The organism is Pelomonas caseinilytica (assembly GCF_021353235.1).
GTDB lineage: Bacteria > Pseudomonadota > Gammaproteobacteria > Burkholderiales > Burkholderiaceae_C > Pelomonas > Pelomonas caseinilytica.
In genome coordinates this window covers 81,041-94,075 of the sequence record NZ_JAJTWT010000007.1, presented here as the reverse complement: position 1 = coordinate 94,075, position 13,035 = coordinate 81,041, and the positions used below count along the sequence as shown (strand labels likewise).

General features: G+C 70.7%; 14 protein-coding genes and 1 pseudogene. 6 read left to right on the top strand and 9 right to left on the bottom strand.

From position 1 onward, the window contains the following. The first annotated feature begins 32 nt into the window (after window positions 1–32). A complete protein-coding gene (locus LXT12_RS17200; RefSeq protein WP_233393514.1) occupies window positions 33–803 on the top strand; it encodes a GGDEF domain-containing protein in 771 nt (256 codons plus the stop codon). On the opposite strand, the gene LXT12_RS17195 is transcribed toward LXT12_RS17200, so the two are convergent. Next, window positions 800–2,104 (bottom strand): sensor histidine kinase, encoded by a 1,305-nt coding sequence (locus tag LXT12_RS17195; RefSeq protein WP_233393513.1) that lies wholly within the window; start codon window positions 2,102–2,104, stop codon window positions 800–802. The genes LXT12_RS17200 and LXT12_RS17195 overlap by 4 nt on opposite strands. A 111-nt stretch (window positions 2,105–2,215) precedes the next feature. Here LXT12_RS17195 and LXT12_RS17190 point away from each other — a divergent pair, with 111 nt between their 5' ends. Then, the gene (locus tag LXT12_RS17190) at window positions 2,216–2,989 is read left to right on the top strand and encodes a PRC-barrel domain-containing protein (protein WP_233393512.1); all 774 of its coding nucleotides are present in this window, start codon (window positions 2,216–2,218) and stop codon (window positions 2,987–2,989) included. 13 nt (window positions 2,990–3,002) lie between these two features. Next, window positions 3,003–3,293, top strand: coding sequence for a sll1863 family stress response protein (locus tag LXT12_RS17185; protein ID WP_233393511.1), 291 nt, complete (start codon window positions 3,003–3,005; stop codon window positions 3,291–3,293). Between the two features lie 36 nt (window positions 3,294–3,329). On the opposite strand, the gene LXT12_RS17180 is transcribed toward LXT12_RS17185, so the two are convergent. The 4 genes from LXT12_RS17180 to LXT12_RS17165 form a co-directional block, all read right to left on the bottom strand. Further along, window positions 3,330–4,046, bottom strand: coding sequence for a Crp/Fnr family transcriptional regulator (locus tag LXT12_RS17180; protein ID WP_233393510.1), 717 nt, complete (start codon window positions 4,044–4,046; stop codon window positions 3,330–3,332). A gap of 54 nt (window positions 4,047–4,100) precedes the next feature. Further along, window positions 4,101–4,814, bottom strand: coding sequence for a Crp/Fnr family transcriptional regulator (locus LXT12_RS17175; protein ID WP_233393509.1), 714 nt, complete (start codon window positions 4,812–4,814; stop codon window positions 4,101–4,103). Window positions 4,815–5,067: 253 nt separating this feature from the next. Further along, window positions 5,068–5,484, bottom strand: coding sequence for a hypothetical protein (locus LXT12_RS17170; RefSeq protein ID WP_233393508.1), 417 nt, complete (start codon window positions 5,482–5,484; stop codon window positions 5,068–5,070). A 215-nt stretch (window positions 5,485–5,699) separates the two neighbouring features. After that, window positions 5,700–5,846: a hypothetical protein gene (locus LXT12_RS17165; protein ID WP_233393507.1), complete on the bottom strand. Its 147-nt coding sequence runs from the start codon at window positions 5,844–5,846 to the stop codon at window positions 5,700–5,702. 115 nt (window positions 5,847–5,961) lie between these two features. Between LXT12_RS17165 and LXT12_RS27060 the strand changes: the two are divergent. Then, window positions 5,962–6,159: pseudogene (locus tag LXT12_RS27060) on the top strand (CapA family protein); the annotation flags it as partial. 28 nt (window positions 6,160–6,187) lie between these two features. Continuing rightward, complete coding sequence (locus LXT12_RS17155; protein WP_233393506.1) at window positions 6,188–6,460, top strand: PEP-CTERM sorting domain-containing protein; 273 nt, start codon at window positions 6,188–6,190, stop codon at window positions 6,458–6,460. Between the two features lie 137 nt (window positions 6,461–6,597). Here LXT12_RS17155 and LXT12_RS17150 read toward each other — a convergent pair whose 3' ends face one another. Continuing rightward, on the bottom strand, window positions 6,598–8,169 hold the full coding sequence (locus tag LXT12_RS17150) for a cation:proton antiporter (RefSeq protein ID WP_233393505.1): 1,572 nt from the start codon (window positions 8,167–8,169) through the stop codon (window positions 6,598–6,600). A 111-nt stretch (window positions 8,170–8,280) separates the two neighbouring features. Here LXT12_RS17150 and LXT12_RS17145 point away from each other — a divergent pair, with 111 nt between their 5' ends. Beyond that, entirely contained in the window at window positions 8,281–8,676 is a 396-nt protein-coding gene (locus LXT12_RS17145) for a GFA family protein (RefSeq protein ID WP_233393694.1), read from the top strand. A 99-nt stretch (window positions 8,677–8,775) separates the two neighbouring features. On the opposite strand, the gene gap is transcribed toward LXT12_RS17145, so the two are convergent. From gap to tkt, 3 genes are all read right to left on the bottom strand, one after another. Beyond that, entirely contained in the window at window positions 8,776–9,774 is a 999-nt protein-coding gene (gap, locus tag LXT12_RS17140) for a type I glyceraldehyde-3-phosphate dehydrogenase (protein ID WP_233393504.1), read from the bottom strand. 81 nt (window positions 9,775–9,855) lie between these two features. Then, window positions 9,856–10,896 (bottom strand): hypothetical protein, encoded by a 1,041-nt coding sequence (locus tag LXT12_RS17135; protein WP_233393503.1) that lies wholly within the window; start codon window positions 10,894–10,896, stop codon window positions 9,856–9,858. Window positions 10,897–10,987: 91 nt separating this feature from the next. Further along, window positions 10,988–13,015 carry a transketolase gene (tkt, locus tag LXT12_RS17130; RefSeq protein ID WP_233393502.1) on the bottom strand — a complete coding sequence of 676 codons (2,028 nt, stop codon included), beginning with the start codon at window positions 13,013–13,015 and terminating at the stop codon, window positions 10,988–10,990. Window positions 13,016–13,035 lie beyond the last annotated feature (20 nt).

Here is a 13,035-nt window from a genome sequence, read left to right as displayed (position 1 = left end):
GGCGCCGCGCCCGCGGGCGCCGAGGAGAAGACATGGAGCCTGTGTCTGACCCGCCAGATCCGGCCGTGCTCAAGGCGGAACTCGCGGCACTGCAGGCGCAAACCCGTGCGGCGCGCAAGCATCTCGCCAGCGTGTTGGCGGACCTGAGCGAAGCGCAGGAGCGGCTCGGCAGCCATGCGATGCAGCAATTGCTCGAGGCCAACGAACAACTGGTCCTGGACGCCGTGCGCTCCCGGGAGGTGGCCGACTCCACCGCCGTGCTGCTGGCGGAGCTGACGCGGTCCAGCGAGCTCGATGCGCTGACCAGCCTGCCCAACCGCCTGCTGTTGATCGACCGTTTCTCGCAGGGGCTGACGAATGCCCGGCGGCACGACGGCCGGCTCGCACTGCTGTTCCTCGACCTGGATGGCTTCAAGCAGATCAACGACACGCTGGGGCATCCGGTGGGGGACGAGGTGCTGCGTGCGGTCAGCGCCTGCCTGGTGGGCTGCGTGAGGCAGATCGACACGGTCTGCCGCCTCGGCGGCGACGAGTTCGTCGTGTTGTTGCCCGAGGTGTCCGATGCGGCCGACCCGGGCGTCGTGGCGCAAAAGCTCATGGATGCGCTGGCCATGTTGACCCACGTCGGGAAGGTGCCGGTGAGCGTGCGCGCCAGCATCGGCATCAGCGTCTATCCCGACGATGCCGACAACGTCGAGCAGCTGGTGGACTGCGCCGACCGGGCCATGTACCGGAGCAAGCGCTCGGGCGGCGGCCGCTACAGCTTCTTCTCCTCGGCCTGTGGCGCGCGCCCGGACCCCTAGCGGGCCGGTGCCGTGGCGTCGTCGGCGTAGCGCCGCGGCAGCAGGATGCGGAACGTCGTCCCCACGCCCACCGCGGACTCCAGCTCGGTGGTGGCGTTGAGCAGGTCGCACAGGCGCTTGACGATGGACAGCCCTATCCCTTCGCCGGCCTGCTGCTTCACCGGGCGCAGGTCGTCGGCACGGGGATGCGTTTCGGCCAGGTCCACGTTGACATGCGTGACCTCCCCCGAGGCATGGTCGCTTGCGACCTGGCGCGCCTGGTCGGTCGCCTCCTCGAGGGCGCCGGCAAGTTGCGAGCCCGGGCCGGCATGGAAGCCCGGGCCGGTGTCGCGGACCTCGAACATCCAGCGGTCGAGGTCGCTGCGCGAACCCTCGGCGCAGCTGACCGTGACGCCGCCCGTCTGGGTGTACTTGATCGCGTTGATGACCAGGTTCTGGGCGATGCGCCGGGTCTTGACCGCATCGCCTTCGACGGGCAGGGCCGCGGGGCCGTGGAATCGCAGGTACAGGCCGCGGTCCAGCGCATGGGGCTGCAGGTCTTCGCACAGCGCCCTGAGCAGTTCGGCGGCGTCGATGGGGCAGGCGTTGCGGTGCTCCAGCCCGCCCTGCAGCCGGGCCAGGCTGGTCACGTCATTCAGCAGATGGTTCAAGGCGGCGACGTTGCGGTCGAGCAGCCGCAGGAAGCGCTCGCGCCCCACCTCGGAGGCCCGCGGCGATGCGAGGCCCGCCGTGGCCGCGGCCACGACGCCCAGGTTGCCGCGCAGGTCGTGGGCGGCCTGCTGCCAGAGGTGGGCGCGTTCCTGCTCCAGCTCGCGTAGGGACTGCAGGGCGTGCTCGAGGTCGCGGATGTGGCTGCTGGCTTCGATCTGCTGCAGCTGGAAATACTGCGACACGCTGCCGGTGATGGCGTCGCCGCATTGCCTGGCCCAGATCCGGCGCGCCTGCGCCATGGCCACGGCGCTGAACTCGGGATGCAGGGCTTCATAGGCCTCGAGCTCCACGACGACGCATTCATTGAGGCGTGCGAGTTCGCGGGTCACCTCGGTCAGGTTGAAGCCCTGTTGCCACCGATGCAGCCCATGGGCCGCGGCGTCGCCCTGGCGCGGCTCGCGGTCATCGCCGCCGGGCTCTGCGGCCAGGCGGGCCAGCTCGCGCTCGAAGTCCACCAGCAATGCCGGGATGTGGTCGTGCAGTTGGGCCCGGGGCAGGGCCGCGCCGGTCGTCAGCGCCGGGTCGGACGTCACCGCGTTGCGCCACGCCTGCAGGATGACGCCGCGTCGCCGCTTCAGGTGATCGCTCAAGGCCAAGTGCTCGACGGCTGGCATCGGAGCCCCCTTGTGTCAACGGCAGAGCGCTCGATTTTGGGCTCAAAGGGCCTGCAGCGTGGGACAGCGCCGCGATATCCCGGCCATGTGGGCAACCGCACCGACCGCCCGGGCAAGGCCTCGTCACCCTGCCGGCTCAACAAGGAGTTCCACATGCTCAACAGCATCGGCGATGTCACCCGGGCCCGCGTCAGGGCGGTGGACGGCGACATCGGCCCTGTCGAGGACGTGCTGTTCGACGACCACCGCTGGGTCATCCGCTATCTGGTCGTCGATGCCGGCACGTGGCTGGCCGAACGCGAGGTGCTGATCTCGCCCTATTCCCTCAAGCAGCCGGTGGGCCGGGGTGGGTTGATCGAGGTCGCACTGACGCGCCGCCTCATCCGCACCAGCCCGGCGCTGGACGCCAGCCAGCCGGTCTCGCGCGAGTACGAGCAGGAATTCCAGCGCCACTACCACTATCCCTCCTACCGGGAGGGCGGCGGCCTTTGGGCCCTCGGTGCGATGCCCTATCCCAGCGTGGCGCCGCTGCCGCGCGACGCCGCCGAGGGGGCCGGCACCACCCACCCGGCGGCCACGCAGCTGCGCAGCGCGGAGCAGATGCACGGCTACGAGGTCGTGACCCCCGAAGGCTGCATCGGCCAGGTGCACGACCTGGTCTTCGATGACCAGACTTGGCAGATCCGCTACTTCGTCGTCGACACGGACAAGCCCGCCGGGGGACGCAAGCTGCGGGTCGGCCCGCCCTGGGCCCTGCGCATCGACTGGGCCGCACAGCGTGTTCACTTGGCGCTCACGCCGGAGCAGGGCGAGGGCGGTGCCGCCTACGCCGGCGCCGAGCGCCAGGACTGCTGCGCATGAGCCGGGCGGTGCGATGACTCCCCGCGAGACCTATGTCGAGAACGTGAAGCTCGCGCTCGACGAGTTGAACGACGAGCTCCGGGCCTTCGAGACCCGGGTGACGCACACCCGGCAGGATGAGCGCGAGCGCTACGCCCTGGAACTGGCCAAGCTGCGCGCGCATGCGCGGGTGGCGACGGCGAAGTGGCAGGCGCTGGCGGCCTCCAGTGAAAGGACGTGGCATCAACTGGTGCCCGACGTGGAGCACGCCCGCAACGCCTTCAGCGACGCCTTCCACGAATTCCGGACCCACCTCGGGCGTTGACGGACGCAGGCGCCGGCCGGCCCCGCGGGCGCCTGCTCACGCGCGGCCGGCGGCGGCGTCCGGCGCGAAGCCCATGCCCAGCCGGTAGTTGGCGCGGTCCTGGGCGTAGCAGTTGCAGGCCGCGGCCTCGAGGCCGGCGCGGTCACTGACCGCGACCCAGCCGCGGTGATAACGGATCAGTCCGGCGAGTTGCAGGGCGCTTGCCGCGACGGTGATGCCCACGCGCCGCACGCCCAGCAGCCGGGCCAGGCCCTCCTGGGTCACGGCAAAGCCGTCACCGGCGGCGCGGTCCTGTCCCATCAGCAGCCAGCGCGCCAGCCTGGACTGGACGGTGTGGCAGTGCAGGCAGCCCGCCGCCGTGGCGGACAGCCGCAGCTGCACCTGCAGGTAGCGCAGCAGCAGCCGCCGCAACGCCGGGCTGCCCGGCAGCTGGCGGCGCAGCGACGCGGCCGACAAGCCCCAGGCCCGCCCCGATTCCAGCACCAGCACGCTCACCGGGCTGCGCGCCACCCCCAGCAGGAGCTGGGCATTGAGAACGCCCTCGCGGCCCACCATGCCCACCTGCAGCCGGGCATGGTTGTCCGTGGGTGCGCCCAGGGACACGAAGCCCTGCATGGGGAACAGCAGCGCGCGCACCGGGGCGTCCTGGGCCGCCAGCGGCTCGCCGCCGTGCAGGGGCACCTGCACGCCCTCGGCCAGCAGGCGCCGCAGCTCCGTGGCCGGGAGGTGGTCGAGCAGCCGGTTCTCGGTCATGCCCAAGCCTGGGCGAGGGCGCCGGGTGTGGCTGTGCGCCAGCGCACCTACGGATCAGCGCCCACCCGGCAGCGGCTGGTTCAGCAGCCGGTCGTACTCCTGCTTCACGACCGCATAGCACTCGCAGCTGCGCTTCTCCAGGCCCTCGCGGTCGATGACGGAGATATGCCCGCGGGCATAGTCGATCAGGCCCAGCTTCTGCAGCTTGAGGGCCGCCTCGGTGACGCCTTCCCGGCGCACGCCGAGCATGTTGGCGATCAGTTCCTGCGTCATGACGAGCTGGTCGCCCGTGATGCGGTCCAGGCTGAGCAGCAGCCATCGGCACAGTTGCTGCTCCAGCAGGTGGTGGCGGTTGCACACGGCCGTCTGGGCCATCTGCGTCAGCAGGGCCTGGGTGTAGCGCAGCAGGACGCGCATGCCGACGCCGTAGCGGTGGAACTCGGTCTTGATGTCCGCGGCGCGCAGCCGGAAGCCGCTTCCGGCACTTTGCACCACCGCGCGGCTCGGCGTCGTCTCCCCGCCCATGAACAGCGACACGCCGACGACCCCTTCGTAGCCGACGACCGCGATCTCGGCCGACGCGCCGTCCTCCAGCACGTAGAGCAGCGAGACGATGGCCGTCGTGGGGAAGTAGACGTGGCTCTGCGGCTGACCCGACTCGTACAGCACCTGTCCGAGCTGCAGCGGCACCCATTCGAGCTTGCCGGACCAGCGCTCCCATTCCTCCTCGGGCAGCGCGGCCAACAAGTGGTTGCTGCGGGGCGCCATGGGGTCGAGCGGTGTCGGCGGTTGAGGCATCGGGCGGGCGCGGTCCAAACATTGAATGTAGCCAGCACTGCCGGTCAGCGTGTGTGCGGTAGCGTACACAATTCATAACGCCCGGGTCGCCTGCCTTGACCGGCCATGCCGCCCGCAGCGGCGCCATCCTGGGCGGCCCCCTCGACAGGGGTCTGTGCGCTGGCGCACACGCCGGGGCCGCGACGGCACTGACGGCAGCACTAATGGCCGCACTAATGCCGCACTAACGGCAGCGCAGCATCGGGCCCCTGCCGCGGTGTATGCAGAGATCCGGCCAGTGCGGCTCCTTCACCCCCAGCAGGCGGGCCTCGAGGGCGTTGCTCTCGGTGGCCGCCACCCGTTGGGCGTCGACGGCGTCCGGCCAGCCGGTGGCGCTGCGGTCCAGGGCCATCACCAGCGCCGCCGCCTCGATGGCGCGCGTGGCCGCGCTGCCGTAGTTTTCGGCGTCGATGGCAAAGCGCGCGGCGCGGGTGGCGTCGTCGCAGGCCAGCGGCTCGGTCGGCCACGACTTCGACAGGTCCACCCACGCCGCGGTCTTGGGGTCGGGGGTGACGATGCGGTAGTGCCCGAAGTACGGGCCGGTGCCGGTGGCGAGGCGGACGAACTCGCGTCCTTCGTATCGGGCGGTCAAGGTGTCCATGGGGTTGTCCTGAACGGGATGCCGTCCATCGTCGGGCCCCCGGCCGGCTTCGTCGGTGCGCCTGCGCACGCAAGGCGAATCCGCCCCCCTGGCCGACAACAAGACCCGCGAAGGCCGCAGCATGAACCGGCGGGTTCAGCTGGTCGTGATGCGCTGATTCCGCGCCGGCTCGTTTCCCGTCCTCGGCCCAGGCCGGCCGTCGGCCTTGCGGCCGGTCAGTGCCCCAGCCCCGCCAGCGCCGCGGCCATCTCCCGGCGCAGCGCGGCTGCGGCGGGCGTCTCAGGCAGGGCCTGCAGGCCATCACGCAGCAGCGTGGCGGCCTTGTCGGGGTACTGGAGGTGGGCCAGCGCCCGCGCGTTCACGAGCGTGGCGCGCCGGTCTGGCGTATTTCGGCGGCGGCGCGAATCTGCGGGCCGCGCACCAGCCGGCCGTCATCGAGCGCCAGGGCATGCGCATCGCCCTGCTGGGCTATGAGACATGTTCCCGCGCCAGTTCGAGGCCGGCCCGGACAGCCCCGGCGTCGCCTGGGCCGACGAGGAACAGATCGTGGCCGACATCCGCGCCGCGCGCGCCCGGGCCGACGTGGTGATCCCCTACATGCACTGGGGCCAGGAGCACAGCGAGACCGCGCATGCCCGCCAGCGCGCGCTGGCCCGGCTGATGATCCGCGCCGGCGCCGATGCGGTCGTCGGCACGCACCCTCATGTGCGCCAGGACACCGAAGTGGGGCGCCGACGTCATCTACAACGCCCACGACACGCCGCCGGAATCCACCTTCGCGACGGCCTACGCGGCGGCCGACCCGGTGTTCTCCATCGACGACCCCGCCTACGCCGGCTTCACCATCGTCGGCCTGCCGACCGGCTACTCGGCGCCACCGCCGGCTGCGGCCGTGCCCGAGCCGGCGACGTGGGCGTTGCTGGGCGGCGGCCTCGCGCTGCTGGTGGCCATCGGCCGTCGTCGACGGCCGGCCTAGGGGAAAGGGCATGCACAGCCGATCCTGGAGCGTGCTGTTGCTGCGGCTTGCAGCGGCGCTGCTGCGCTCGGCCTGCCGGCGGGCCGCCAAGGTCCTGTCCGTCGGGGACTGCAACGTCCATTGATCTGGCCGGGCCGCTAGCCCGTCGCGTCCGCGTTGGCCGCGCGCAGCGGCTCGGACACCTCCAGCCAGTCCACGTCGTTTTCCAGCGTGTGGAAGGCGTCGTCGCCGATCTCGCCCGAGCCGCGCAGGGCCAGCAGCGCCTGGCGGGCGGCCTGCAGGGCGGCGCAGTAGTGGGCGTCGTAGTCGGCGCTGAAGGCGGTGAAGGGGTTCTGGCCGTCGTGGAGCTGGCGGCCGAGGTGCATCTTCAGGTTCTTGCGCACCAGGTCGATCACGGCCGAGCCCTGCGCAGGCAGCGTGGCGAAGGCCGCCTCCAGCATGCGCTGGCGCCCGGCCGCCTCTTCGCGGGCGACGGGGTCGCCGTCCCGCAGGTTCATGGCCCGCAGCAGGGGCTTGAGCGTGAAGCCCTGGATCACCAGGGTGCCGAGCACGACCAGGAAGGCGGTCAGCACGATGAGGTCGCGCGACGGGAAGCCCTCGGGCAGGGCGAGGGCGGCGGCCAGCGTCACGATGCCGCGCATGCCGGCCCACGAGATGACCAGGCCACTGCCGACCGTGGGCCTGAGCATGGGGCGGGGCGGGTGGAAGCCGTGGCGGCGGTCGCGCCAGCGCACGGCCGCGTTGAACGCCATGTGCCAGGCGACGCGCACGGCGATCACGGTCGCCAGCACTGCCGTGGCGACGGCCAGGTAGCGCTGCGCCGCGTGCGCCTCCATGCCCGCCAGGATGGGGCGCATCTGCAGGCCGATGAAGATGAAGGCGAAGATGTTCAGCGCGAACACCACGGTCGCCCAGACGGCGTTGGTGGGAATGCGGATGCGCGCCGGGATGCTGGCCGGCGCCATTCGGGCCATCGTCATCGCGAACCCCACCGTCGTGAGCACGCCGGACAGGCCCGCGTGCTCGGCCAGTTGCCAGACCGAGACCGTCCCGACGAACTGCAGCACGATGGCCGTGGGGATGTGCTGCACCCGCACGAAGACGCGCTGCGCCAGCCAGCCCAGTGCCGGTCCGGCCACCAGGCTGCCCAGCACGCCCAGCAGGAAGGTCGGCGCGACGGCCTGGACGGCAAAGCCGCCGGCCGAGACGGCGCCGACGGCCAGGCGGTAGATCAGCAGGGCGCTGGCGTCGTTCAGCAGGCTTTCGCCCTCCAGGATGGCCAGGATGCGGTGGGGCGGATGCAGCGGGCGCAGCACGGCCGTCGCGGCCACGGCGTCGGGCGGCGCCACGATGGCCCCCAGCGCCACGGCCGCCGCCCAGGGCAGGCCGGGCACCAGCGCATGGGCGACGGCGGCCACCGCCGCGGTCGTGAGCACCACGGCCACGACGACGAGGCTGACGAGCGGGGCCCAGTTGTCGCGCAGGTCGCGCAACGAGGCGTCGTAGCCGGCGTCGACGAGGATGGGCGCCACGAACAGGGCCAGCACGAGGTCGGGTGGCAGGCTCAGGCTCGGCGCGCCGGGCACGAAGGCCAGCAGGGCGCCGCCGATGGCCAGGAAGACGGGGTAGGGCGCGCCCACGCGCCGCGCCGCCGCGGCCAGCACGACGGCCGCGATGAAGAGGACGAGGATCTGCTCGATGGCGTGCATCGGCGCAGTATGGCGCGCCGGGCGGCTGCGAGGTTAGGGAACGGTGCGGCCCCGCGCGCCGGCCGGCATTGCGCGTGGCATGCTCGGCCATTTCCCAGCCCGGAGCTGCCCATGCCCATTCGCCACGCCGCCTGCAGCTGCGGCCAGCTCACCGCCCAGGTCGTGGGCGAGCCGGTCCGCGTGTCCATCTGCCACTGCCTGGCCTGCCAGCGCCGCTCGGGCAGCGTGTTCGCCGAGCAGGCGCGCTTCCGCCGCGAAGACGTGACGCCCTCCGGCCGATCGACGGTCTATGAGCGGGCCGGCGACGAGGGCCCGGGTGCGCGCTTTCACTTCTGCCCGGTCTGCGGCGCGACGGTCTACTACGAGCTGGTGGGCATGCCGGAGTTCGTTGCGGTGCCGGTCGGGGCCTTTGCCGAGCCGGGCTTCCCGACGCCCACCGTGTCGGTGTACGAGGAGCGCATGCACGGCTGGGTCGTGCCGCCGCCCGGCGCCGAGCACTACCGCTGAATCCAGCCCGCCACAAGACGAAGGCCGTGGCCCCCGCTCACGCGGTGGCCACGGCCTCGGGTGCCGCCGGGCGGTGCCGGCGGACGGGGCGGGCGTGGGTCAGCCCGCCACGACGCGGACCATCTCCAGCACCTTGTTGGAGTAGCCCCACTCGTTGTCGTACCAGGACACCAGCTTGATGAAGGTGCCATCCAGGGCGATGCCGGCGTCGGCGTCGAAGATGGAGGTGCGGGCGTCGCCGCGGAAGTCGGTGGCGACGACCTTGTCCTCGGTGTAGCCCAGCACGCCCTTGAGCGCGCCCTGGCTCTGGGCCTTCATCTCGGCGCAGATCTCTTCGTAGCTGGCGTCCTTGAGCAGCTCGACGGTCAGGTCGACCACCGAGACGTCGCTCGTCGGCACGCGGAAGCTCATGCCGGTCAACTTCTTGTTCAGCTCGGGGATGACCTTGCCGACGGCCTTGGCGGCGCCGGTGCTGCTCGGGATGATGTTCTCGAGGATGCCGCGGCCGCCGCGCCAGTCCTTGTTGCTCGGGCCGTCCACGGTCTTCTGCGTGGCGGTGGCGGCGTGCACGGTGGTCATCAGGCCGCGCTTGATGCCCCACTTGTCGTTGAGCACCTTGGCCAGCGGGGCCAGGCAGTTGGTGGTGCAGGAGGCGTTGGAGATGATGGCCTCGCCGGCGTACTTGGTGTGGTTGACGCCGAAGACGAACATGGGCGTGTCGTCCTTGGACGGGGCGCTCATGATGACCTTCTTGGCGCCCGCGGTCAGGTGCTTCTCGCCGCCGGCCTTGTCCAGGAACAGGCCCGTGGACTCGACCACGATGTCGGCGCCGACCTCGCCCCACTTCAGCTCGGCGGGGTCCTTCACGGCGGTCAGGCGGATCTTCTTGCCGTTGACCACCAGGGTGTTGCCCTCGACGGCCACGTCGCCCTCGAACTTGCCGTGCACGCTGTCGTACTTGAGCATGTAGGCGAGGTAGTCAGGCTCGAGCAGGTCGTTGATGCCGACAACCTCGATGTCCTTGAAGTTCGCGATGGCGGCACGGAACACCATGCGCCCGATGCGGCCGAAGCCGTTGATGCCGATCTTGATGGTCATGGGAGAGTCTCCAGGGGATGAAAAATTCTGTGCGGGAAGGATTCTCGGCGATCCGGGCTCGGCGCTGGTTTCCGGCCGATTTCAGGTGCTCGGCGCGGTGGCGTCGCCGCCCAGGTTCAGGGTGCCGCAGGGCACGTCGATGATGACGGTCTGGCCAAGCAGTTCCTCGAAGGACCGCTCCTTCAGGTCCATCTGCAGTCCGGCCAGCCAGATGAGGAATTCGGTACGGTTCAGGTCGGGCGTGCCGATCTGGCCAACGCGGTTGTCGAGCGCCGGCTTGCCCAGCGTCCACGCGACCTGGAAAGGACAACCCATGGTGCGCAAGTCGAACCTGGCCTGCATGCCGCGGATGCCCTTGATGCTGGCGAGGAATGTCTTGAGCGGTACGGCGTCCTTGAACACCCTCGCGCCCACCCCATAGGGCCTGAACTGAAAGTGCTGCTGCACCGAGTAGGGCTTGCCGCCCGGGGCCATGCAGGGCAGGCGGTATTGCTGCACGTACTCTGTCACGGCGTCGATCTGGGTCTCGCTGGCGTTGGCGCCGGCATAAGCGACCTTGACGGCGGGAGGCGAATCCGGTGCCGTGAAGGTCAGCTCGACGAACACGTTGGCGATCTCGCGTTGCCAAGAGGTCCCGGCGAACTCGGGCGGCGTCTTGGGCGTGCGCAGGCAGGTCAGCGCCTTGGGGCTGTCTTGCGCCGCGCGGGCCTCCTGCTCGACGACGGCCCGGGGCGCCGTCCAGGTGATGGGGTCGGTCACCCGGGGCTTGAACTCGAACTCCTGAACCGCCAGCACCGTCGCGCCATCCGCCGGCAGGCAGGGCAGGCGATAGCCGCGCACGAACCACCGCACCTGGTCCAGCATGGCTTCGCTGGCCGCGCGGAACAGCACGGTCACCTCCGGCGCCCGGTCCGGCGCCGTGAACTTCAGGCTCAGCCGCAGGTGGCCCGGCGCCCGTATGGCCTCGTCCTGTGCGGGGTAGCGGATCGCCGGCCCGGTCTTCTGCAGGCAGGACAGGGCCTGGGAATCGGGGCGATCGAGTTCAACGATCTGCGCCTGGGCGGCGCGCGAGAAACCGATGGCTACCCACGCGATGAACGTCACGACGACGGCGATGCGCATCCCTACCTCCCTGGTCTTGTTCGATGCAGGCCGGTTTTTAGCGCAGGCGGCGGGTTGCAAGGCAGCAAGGCCGCCGCAGCGGCGCCACCCATCACTTCTTCTTCAGCACCGCCTTCACCGTCGCCGCCACGTTCTCCGGCGTGAAGCCGAAGTGCTTGAACAGCACGCCCGCCGGGGCCGACTCGCCGAAGCTGTCGATGCCGACGACGGCGTCGCAGCCGTACTTCCACCAGAAGTCGCTCACGCCCATCTCGACGGCGACGCGCGGCAGGCCCTTGGGCAGGACGTGCTTCTTGTAGTCCTTGTCCTGGCGGTCGAAGACGGAGGTGGAGGGCATGGACACCACGCGCACCTTGACGCCCTCGTCGGCCAGCAGGGCCTTGGCCTGCATGGCCAGCTGGACCTCCGAGCCGGTGGCGATCAGGACGGCCTCGGCCTTGCTCTTGCCCTTGGCGTTGACGGGGTCGAACAGCACGTAGGCGCCCTTGGCGATCTCGTCGACGTTGGTCTTGGGCGAGTAGGCCAGGTTCTGGCGCGACAGGGCCAGCAGGCTGGGGCGCTGGGCGTTGCCGAGGGCCATGGTCCAGGCCACCACCGTCTCGGTCGTGTCGCCCGGGCGCCAGACGTCCAGGCCGGGGATGAGGCGCAGGCTGGCCACGTGCTCGATGGACTGGTGGGTCGGGCCGTCCTCGCCCAGGCCGATGGAGTCGTGCGTCATCACGTGGATGACGCGGGTCTTCATCAGCGCGGCCATGCGGATGGCGTTGCGGCTGTAGTCGCTGAAGGTCAGGAAGGTGCCGCCGTAGGGGATGAAGCCGCCGTGCAGGGCGATGCCGTTCATGATGGCCGCCATGCCGAACTCGCGAACGCCGTAGTTGATGTGGCGGCCGGCGTTGGGCTTGCCGTCGGCCTCGAAGCGCAGGGCCGGTGTGCTGGAGGTGTTGGTGAGGTTGGAGCCGGTCAGGTCGGCGCTGCCACCGAGCAGCTCGGGCAGGGCCAGGGTGAAGGCCTCCAGCGCGAGCTGGCTGGCCTTGCGGCTGGCGACGGTCTGGGCCTCGGCATGGGCCTTGACGACGGCGTCCACGGCGATCTGCGCGAAGTTCTCGGGCAGCACGCCGGCCATGCGGCGCTGGAACTCGGCGGCCAGCTCGGGGTGGGCCTCGGCATAGGCGTCGAAGCGCTCGTCCCAGGCGGCTTCGGCGGCATCGCCGGCGGCCTTGGCGTCCCAGGCGGCATAGACCTCGGCCGGCACCACGAAGGGCTCGTGCGTCCAGCCCAGGGCCTCGCGGGTCACCTTGATCTCTTCGGCGCCGAGCGGCTCGCCGTGGGCCTTGCTGGTGTTGGCGCGGTTGGGCGAGCCCTTGCCGATGGCGGTGCGGGAGATGATGAGGCTGGGCTTGTCGGCGCTCTTCTTCGCCTGGGCGATGGCGCGGTCGACGGCGTCGACGTCATGGCCGTCCACCGGGCCGATGACGTTCCAGCCATAGGCCTTGAAGCGCTGGGCGGTGTCGTCGCCGAACCAGGGCGCGACCTGGCCGTCGATGGAGATGCCGTTGTCGTCGTACAGGGCAATCAGCTTGTTGAGCTTCCAGGCTGCGGCGAGGGATGCGGCCTCGTGGCTGATGCCCTCCATCAGGCAGCCGTCGCCCAGGAAGACGTAGGTGTGGTGGTCGACGATGGTGTGGCCGTCGCGGTTGAAGTCGCGTGCCAGCAGCTTCTCGGCCAGGGCCAGGCCGACGGCGTTGGTGACGCCCTGTCCGAGCGGGCCGGTCGTCGTCTCGATGCCGGGCGTGATGCCGACTTCGGGGTGGCCGGGCGTCTTGCTGTGCAGCTGGCGGAAGTTGCGCAGCTCCTCGATGGGCAGCTCATAACCCGTCAGGTGCAGCAAGGCGTAGATCAGCATCGAGCCGTGGCCGTTGGACAGCACGAAGCGGTCGCGGTCGGCCCAGTGCGGGTTGGCCGGGTTGTGCCTGAGATGACGCGCCCACAGCGCCACGGCCATGTCGGCCATGCCCATGGGGGCGCCCGGGTGGCCGGAGTTGGCCGCCTGCACCGCGTCCATCGCGAGTGCGCGGATCGCGTTGGCCATGAGGGTGGGGGAGGCGGTCGATGCAGTCATGGCCGGGGCTTTCCTTGGGC

What these genes read in the sequence shown, in the direction of transcription:
- LXT12_RS17200 (WP_233393514.1), top strand. Translation starts at nt 33, where the DNA reads ATGGAGCCTGTGTCTGACCCGCCAGATCCGGCCGTGCTCAAGGCGGAA.
- LXT12_RS17185 (WP_233393511.1), top strand. Translation starts at nt 3,003, where the DNA reads ATGACTCCCCGCGAGACCTATGTCGAGAACGTGAAGCTCGCGCTCGAC.
- LXT12_RS17180 (WP_233393510.1), bottom strand. Translation starts at nt 4,046, where the DNA reads ATGACCGAGAACCGGCTGCTCGACCACCTCCCGGCCACGGAGCTGCGG.
- LXT12_RS17175 (WP_233393509.1), bottom strand. Translation starts at nt 4,814, where the DNA reads ATGGCGCCCCGCAGCAACCACTTGTTGGCCGCGCTGCCCGAGGAGGAA.
- LXT12_RS17170 (WP_233393508.1), bottom strand. Translation starts at nt 5,484, where the DNA reads ATGGACACCTTGACCGCCCGATACGAAGGACGCGAGTTCGTCCGCCTC.
- LXT12_RS17155 (WP_233393506.1), top strand. Translation starts at nt 6,188, where the DNA reads ATGTGCGCCAGGACACCGAAGTGGGGCGCCGACGTCATCTACAACGCC.
- LXT12_RS17150 (WP_233393505.1), bottom strand. Translation starts at nt 8,169, where the DNA reads ATGCACGCCATCGAGCAGATCCTCGTCCTCTTCATCGCGGCCGTCGTG.
- LXT12_RS17145 (WP_233393694.1), top strand. Translation starts at nt 8,281, where the DNA reads ATGCCCATTCGCCACGCCGCCTGCAGCTGCGGCCAGCTCACCGCCCAG.
- gap (WP_233393504.1), bottom strand. Translation starts at nt 9,774, where the DNA reads ATGACCATCAAGATCGGCATCAACGGCTTCGGCCGCATCGGGCGCATG.
- LXT12_RS17135 (WP_233393503.1), bottom strand. Translation starts at nt 10,896, where the DNA reads ATGCGCATCGCCGTCGTCGTGACGTTCATCGCGTGGGTAGCCATCGGT.
- tkt (WP_233393502.1), bottom strand. Translation starts at nt 13,015, where the DNA reads ATGACTGCATCGACCGCCTCCCCCACCCTCATGGCCAACGCGATCCGC.